Annotated in this window: 6 protein-coding genes; all 6 read right to left on the reverse strand. The window is 39.1% G+C overall.

Annotation, left to right across the window (positions count from 1 at the left end; all coding sequences use genetic code 11):
- Positions 1-154 precede the first annotated feature (154 nt).
- Positions 155-1963: a pyruvate oxidase gene (gene spxB, locus J6L97_RS10945; protein WP_057726294.1), complete on the reverse strand. Its 1809-nt coding sequence runs from the start codon at positions 1961-1963 to the stop codon at positions 155-157.
- A 368-nt stretch (positions 1964-2331) separates the two neighbouring features.
- The gene (mnmG, locus tag J6L97_RS10950) at positions 2332-4230 is read right to left on the reverse strand and encodes a tRNA uridine-5-carboxymethylaminomethyl(34) synthesis enzyme MnmG (protein ID WP_035442900.1); all 1899 of its coding nucleotides are present in this window, start codon (positions 4228-4230) and stop codon (positions 2332-2334) included.
- 7 nt (positions 4231-4237) lie between these two features.
- A complete protein-coding gene (gene mnmE / locus J6L97_RS10955) occupies positions 4238-5623 on the reverse strand; it encodes a tRNA uridine-5-carboxymethylaminomethyl(34) synthesis GTPase MnmE (RefSeq protein ID WP_057726292.1) in 1386 nt (461 codons plus the stop codon).
- 110 nt (positions 5624-5733) lie between these two features.
- A complete protein-coding gene (locus tag J6L97_RS10960; protein ID WP_005721891.1) occupies positions 5734-6609 on the reverse strand; it encodes a YidC/Oxa1 family membrane protein insertase in 876 nt (291 codons plus the stop codon).
- 1 nt (position 6610) lies between these two features.
- Positions 6611-6979, reverse strand: a complete 369-nt coding sequence (gene rnpA / locus J6L97_RS10965; protein WP_005726675.1) for a ribonuclease P protein component — start codon at positions 6977-6979, stop codon at positions 6611-6613.
- Positions 6980-7030: 51 nt separating this feature from the next.
- Positions 7031-7171 carry a 50S ribosomal protein L34 gene (rpmH, locus tag J6L97_RS10970; RefSeq protein WP_003549412.1) on the reverse strand — a complete coding sequence of 47 codons (141 nt, stop codon included), beginning with the start codon at positions 7169-7171 and terminating at the stop codon, positions 7031-7033.
- Positions 7172-7646 lie beyond the last annotated feature (475 nt).

Here is a 7646-nt window from a genome sequence, read left to right on the forward strand (position 1 = left end):
CATATCCAACACTATCTATTATAAGCATCTGTATTTCATTTATTAGCTATCTATGTTTAAAATCATATATAAAATAAGGATATTTCCCAAGAAATATCAATCCCAACAAAAAAAGCGGGACAAACGTCTCGCTTTTTCAGGTTACTCAACCAAATTAGTGTTGTGAAGCACCTGAAACCGTATCAGGAGCAGGATCCTCTTCTGGTTCTGATTCTTCATGTTGAGATGCACCTGTTGCAGCGTCAGCTTCTAAGCCGTACTTTTCTGCAAAGTAACTGAATGGCTTCAAGTCTTCAGCTTGATACTTCTTGACAAAGGCTGGGTCGTCAAGTGAGTTCAATTCAGTTGAGTAAGGCATTTCGTGAGTGTACTTGACGTCGATCAACATTGGACCGTCCATCTTCTTGAATTCGTCGACAGCATCTTCGAATTCCTTCTTGGTGCGAACCGTTACACCCTTAACATTCATACCTTCAGCAGCCTTTGCCCAGTCGTTATCAGGGATAATAACACCAGATAATGGTTGGTTAGATTCATCTTCTTGTTCTGCTTGGATGTAACCCAAAGTTTCATTAGTGAAGACGATGTTCAAAATATGCATGTTGTAACGAGCCATAGTAAGAAGTTCTTGGTTCATCATAGCAAAACCACCGTCACCAGCTAATTGCCATACTTCACGGTCTGGGTAAACAGTTGCTGCAGTAAGAGCAGCTGGAGCACCATAACCCATAGTTGCGTGCAAGCCTGAAGTAGTCCACTTTTGATCATCATGCAAGTTCAAAAGACGGCATGAGTCAACGTTAACGTTACCAACATCAATAGCAAAGATGGCGTTGTCATCAGCCTTCTTGTTGATAACATCCCAGATTGGTTCAGGACGTACAGGCATTTCATCTGAGTTCTTAAAGCTTGCTTGCCATGCATCCCAGTTCTCACGGTCTGCAATAGCAGCCTTGTAAAGTGGTGATTCGCTACGTTCTTCACCAGCGTCAATAATTGCTCTCAAAGCCTTCTTAGCATCTGCAAGCATTGAAACATCAGTTGAGTGACGCTTACCAAACTTAGCTGAATCAACATCAATTTGAATAACCTTAGCATCCTTAGGGAACCATAAAACTGAGAATGGTGAGTTGTTACCTACCCAAACAACTAAGTCAGTTGCGCTTTGGACTTCTTGAGCAGCCTTAGGTCCGATACGGCCGATAGTACCCATGTATGCTGGGAATTTGTCTTCTACTACACCCTTGCCTAAGTATGATGACATAATAGGGGTCTTGAACTTTTCAGCAAATTCCTTAACTTCTTCACCAGCATCCTTTGCACCTAAACCAATGTACATGGTTGGGTTCTTAGCTTCTTTCAAAAGCTTAACAGCTTCTTCAACTGAAGCCTTAGTTGGTGCTGGATAATTGTCTGCTGGATGAGCATCCTTGTTTACACGGAAGGTGTCATCAATCTTTTGCCAACCGTAGTCCTTAGGAATAATGATAACTGCAGGACCCTTTCTTGCGTAGGCTTGACGGATAGCTTCATCAGTTAAAATTGGAATTTGTTCAGCGGTCTTAGCTTGGCGGCACCAAACACTAGCGTTCAAGAACCACTTGTCTTCATCAAAAGCTTGGAAGAAGTCAATATCTTGACGGCTAGTTGGAACGTTAGCAACAATTGCTACCATTGGAGTCTTGTCAAACTTAGCATCATACAAACCATTGAATAAGTGGGCAGCACCAGGACCAGCTGAACCGAAACATACACCCAACTTACCAGTTAACTTATATTCTGCAGAAGCAGCTAAAGCACCAGCTTCTTCGTGACGTACTTCAATAAATTTCATCTTATCTCTAAAGTCATAGATAGCGTTCATACTTGAGTCGAATGAACCACCTGGGAAACCGTAGATATGATCAATTCCCCAATCGTAAATAACTTTAAGCATTGCATCAGAACCATTAATTTTTGTCATATAAGTGCATCTCCTTAACTTTTGTTCTTTCATAATGTATTAAAACACTTTTTTTCACATTTGCAAACCGATAAAATCACCGTTATTACGCAAATGAAAACGCTTTTGTAATAATAATCACTTCACAAGCTTTACCAAATTCAATATCTCAAAAAGCTGAATGGTAGCGTTTTATATTGTGATTTGATGAACATTATTATACTAAATTTCACTTATTTTATGTATATTCATTGTTACTTATAGTAAAAATTTAAGAAAAAATTTTTTACAATTTATTTCATAGCTATCCAACTTAGAAAAACGTTATTTTATAATTTTGCGCATAAAAATAACGTAGAATACTATTCCTACGCTATTTTTGTGCTATTCTACTTTTTCACTCTAGAGTAACGCCCATTTTGAATGTAAACACTCAAGATTGCCAAGTCAGCTGGGTTAACTCCTGAAATTCGTTCTGCTTGAGCTAAAGTTTCAGGACGAATTTTTTCAAATTTTTGCCGTGCCTCAGTAGCTAAACCTTCGATTTGGTCATAATCAATATCTGCTGGGATTTTTTTGGCTTCTTGTCTCTTTAAGCGAGCAATTCTGGTTTCTTCTTTCTTGATATAGCCAGCATACTTGATACCAATCTCAACTTGTTCTTTAACGTAACGATCGCCTGGAACTTTTTCACCAGTTAACCGTTCAATATCAGCAATAGTAACATTAGGGCGACGCAAGAAAACATCGGCCTTAACACCGGCCTTCATCGGTTCCTGACCAATACTTTGCAAAAATTCCTGCACTTCATCAGTTAAATGAACCGTAATTTCATGCAGTCTCGTCTTTGCATCTTCAATCGCATGCTTCTTTTCTTCAAATCGTGCGAAGCGTTCGTCAGAAATTAAGCCCAGATCATGACCATATTCAGTCAAACGCAAGTCTGCGTTATCATTGCGTAAAATCAAACGATATTCTGCTCTACTAGTAAGTAGACGATATGGTTCATTCGTCCCTTTGGTTACCAAGTCATCGATTAACACGCCAATGTAAGCATCGTTACGGCCTAAGGTAAATCCTGGCTTATCTTGAGCAGATAATGCCGCATTAATTCCTGCAATTAAACCTTGACCAGCTGCTTCTTCATAACCTGATGTTCCATTCATCTGGCCTGCAGTAAATAAATGCTTTACGTTTTTGGTTTCCAAAGTATGCTTCAATTGCCATGGTTCAACCACATCGTATTCAATTGCATATCCTGGTCGCATCATTTCCGCATGTTCTAATCCCGCAACAGAATGAATCATCTTTAATTGAATTTCTTCTGGCATTGAAGTTGAAAAGTCGCCTACATAAACTTCCTTGGTAGTCTTTCCTTCTGGTTCAAGGAAAATTTGGTGGCGATCCTTATCTGCAAAGCGGACAACTTTGTCTTCAATTGAAGGACAATAACGTGGGCCTACACCCTTGATAATTCCAGAGAACATCGGTGCACGGTCAAGATTGTTTCTAATAATCGTGTGTGTGGTTGGATTAGTATAAGTCATCCAACAAGAAATTTGTTTTTGTAAATAATCTTCATCACGACTTTCATATGAAAAGTGCCGTGGAGTTTTATCACCAGGTTCTTCCTCAGTTTTAGAATAGTCAATTGTATTGCCGTTAACACGTGGAGGAGTACCGGTTTTAAAACGACGCAGCTTAAAACCTAACTTTTCTAGATTTTCCGACAGCTTAATTGAAGGAGTAGTGTTATTTGGACCTGAAGAATAAGTCAATTCCCCAATAATAATTTTACCGCGAGCCGCTGTACCTGTAGTCAAAACAACGCTTTTAGCATGATACTTCGCACCAGTATTGGTAATCACACCTTTGCAGACGCCATCTTCAACTACCAATTCATCCACGATAGCCTGACGCAAGGTCAAGTTGGGCGTATTTTCGATCGTATCCTTCATGTGTTCATGATATTGCCACTTATCAGCTTGAGCACGTAGCGCACGCACAGCTGGCCCCTTACCCGTATTTAACATCCGCATTTGGATATAGGTAGCATCAATGTTCTTTCCCATTTGACCACCTAAAGCATCAATCTCACGGACAACTGTCCCTTTAGCTGGTCCACCAACAGATGGATTACATGGCATAAAGGCCACCATATCCAAACCAATCGTAACCAGCAAAGTTTTTTGTCCCATGTGGGCACTTGCCAACGCAGCTTCACATCCAGCATGCCCAGCACCGACAACGATTACATCATATTCATTTGAATCATATGTTTTAACCATTTTCATCCTACTTTCCTAAACAGAATTGACTAAATAATTGCGTGATTAATTCATCTGGGGCACTTTCACCAGTGATTTCACCTAAAGTATCCCAAGCACCAGTAAAATCAATTTGTGCAATATCAACAGGGACGCCATCTTCAACTGCTTGAATTACATCTTCCAATTCTTTCTTAGCCTTATGCAATAAGGAAGCTTGGCGTTGATTGGTTACCATAATTTGATCATTAGAATTTTCAATCCCAGCAAAAAATAGCTTATTAATCAATTCTTCAAGCGTATCTAAGTTTTGTTCTTTCAAAATCGAAGTTGAAATAACATCACTACCCGTTAGTTTCTCCATCTCAGTAGTTGTTATTTTTTGACCTAAATCCGACTTATTTAAGATCACGATTCGCTTCTTGTCCTTTGTCGCTTCAATTAAGGCTTGATCTTCAGCTGTTAATGCTTGACTAGCATCGATTAACAACAAGACCAGATCTGCTCGCTCCAAGGCCTTTTTTGATCTTTCTACACCAATTTTTTCCACCTTATCTTCAGTGTGGTGGATTCCAGCAGTATCAATTAGCTCTAGCGGTACTCCTTTTACAGACACATATTCTTCTAGCGTATCACGCGTTGTTCCAGCCACATCGGTCACAATCGCTTTGTCGCTTTGAGTCAGATAATTCAATAAAGAAGACTTTCCCACATTAGGACGACCAACAATTGCAGTAGCCAAACCATTGCGCAAGATTTTTCCTTCTTGTGCTGTCTTCAATAAGCGATTAATTTTATCAATTACTGATCTAGATGTGTCTGCCATCTGTTTTGCGGTAACAGTATCTGCATCATACTCTGGATAATCGATATTAACCTCAACGTTAGCCAAAGTATTCAGAATTTCCTGCCGCATTGCCTGAATCTTGTGTAACAATCCACCAGCTAATTGACCAACAGCCACTTGTCGTGCCTTATCCGTCTTGGCCCGAACGATATCCATCACACTCTCAGCTTGAGTTAAGTCAATTCGTCCGTTCACAAAAGCACGTTTAGTAAATTCACCAGGATCAGCCATTCGCGCACCGTGACTCAGCAACAATTGTAAAATATGATTAGTTACAACGATTCCGCCATGGCAATTGATTTCTACAATATCTTCACGTGTAAAGGTCTTGGGCGCACGCAGCACTGTCACCATTGCTTCATCAATCGTTTTCCCAGTATCCGGATCGATAATATGACCATAGTGAATAGTATGTGTCGGCACCTTGCTTAGATCTTCGCCTTTAAAAACCTTATCAGCAATCTTAATTGCATCCTCACCAGACATTCTTACGATTGAAATTCCGCCTTCACCGATGGGGGTTGAAATTGCTGCAATAGTATCGAACTCTGTCAAAGTTTGAGCCATAATTCTTCCCTTTTCTCAATAAAAAAAGCGCATTATACCACCACGAATAACCATGATGGATAAAGCACTTTGACTACTTTATCTAAAAATCATTTTAGACTAATATTCTTTTATTTCTTTTTGCGTCCTAAACGCTTGTAAGCCCTTCTTAGTTTACGTTTGCGTTCACGCTCAGCCTCAGCCTTTGCTTCTTGCTCTCTTCTATATTTAATAGGGTTTTGCAAGATAAAGGTTTGAAGCGCCTGGAACAAGTTGGAAATTACCCAGTAAAGTGTAATAGCTGACTGGAAGTTTAAGGCCATCACACCAACCATGATAGACATTCCGTACATCATTACTTTGGTCATTCCATTTTGCGATGATTTTGGCGTCGATAATTGACTAATATACGTCGATAAGAACGTAAAGATCATTGCTAAAATAGGCATGATGTAATATGGATCGGGCTTGCTTAAATCCATCCATAAGAAGCGCCCAGTTTGTAACTGTGGTGTACGTAAAATCGCACCATACAGTGCATACATAACTGGCAACTGGATCAGGACAGGCAAACATCCAGTATAAGGATTTACGCCTGCTTCTTTATAAAGCTTGTTAGTTTCTTGTTGTAATAATGTTCTTGATTCAGTGTCACGTCCTGGATATTTCTTACGCAACTCATTAATTTGTGGTTGAATGCTTTGCATCTTAGTAGTACTTCGAATTGAAATAGCATTCAAAGGTACTAAGATGACACGAACAATGACGGTGAAGACAATAATTGCCCAGCCATAACTGTTCCCCATTAACTTAGCTAGCCACAAAATAAAAGCTGACATGTAATAAACGATCCAACGGTCCCACCAATTACCACTTGTATGTGAGATTGGCGTTGCTTGACCATTTGCTCCCGTAGTAGCACATCCTGTCAATACAACAGCAAGTATTGCTACTGCTAAGACTGCAAGAAGACGTTTGACATTTCTCTTGGTCAGAATGTCCTTCAATCTATTTTTCCTCAACTTTATCTGGCATTTCTTCAATAATATGAGCTAACGATAATGCGTGAAGCAAGTTTTTACGCACCTGAGCCATATTAAAATCGCGAGCATAAGGTCGCGTAATGATTAAAAAATCAACATGCGGATTAATCTGCAATTTTTCTTCATCAATCACGGCCCGAATATAACGCTTGAGTCGATTACGTGCGACTGCGGTATGACCAACCTTTTTGCCCACAGAAATTCCTACTCGAAAGTGTTTATTTTCTGTTTTTTCTACCTTATAAATGACAAAAGCTCGGTTAGCGACTGAGTCGCCAGATTCGAAAACTTGCTGGAAATCTTTTTCAGATTTTACTCGATAAGACTTTCTCAAAACGTTTCATTCCACTCTAGTAGACTAAAAAAACCACTGGGATTCAGTGGTTTAAGCAGATAAGACTTTTCTACCTTTTGCACGGCGTCTTGCTAAAACCTTACGGCCATTTGATGTGCTCATACGCTTCATAAAACCGTGAACACGTGAACGGTGACGCTTCTTAGGTTGGTAAGTTCTCTTAGTTGTCATATTAAACTGCACCTCCATAAATTTTTGTGCCAATTGCACAATTTCTTATTAAGGATAGCACGAAAAGCCATAAAAACCAAGTATTTTAAGAAAAAAAGACTTTTAAATCCCGTGAATATTTTCTAAAAATTCATTGTTTTTCATGTGGATAAAAAATAAAATATTTTTCTTACGTATAATTTCCACAAGATAATTCCCAACGTTTTCCACAACTCACATGGTGTTAAAAACTTAATTCACACCATGTGGATAACGCATATGGTATTTTACCTCAAGTATTGATAGAATAATATCCATAATTCACAGCTGTACTGTGCATAAATTAACAGTTTTGCTCTTATCATGTCAAAATGTGCATATCACTTTAATAGTTATCAACAGGCTGTGTACTTTGTTGATTTCTTTTTCACCTGTGGAAAACCAGTTAAGTAAATGGTAAAATAAATTTGCTTTTTACTAACTGGGGGAATGTACA

The sequence above is a fragment of the Lactobacillus crispatus genome (genome assembly GCF_018987235.1).
In the GTDB taxonomy this organism is placed as follows: Bacteria; Bacillota; Bacilli; order Lactobacillales; family Lactobacillaceae; genus Lactobacillus; species Lactobacillus crispatus.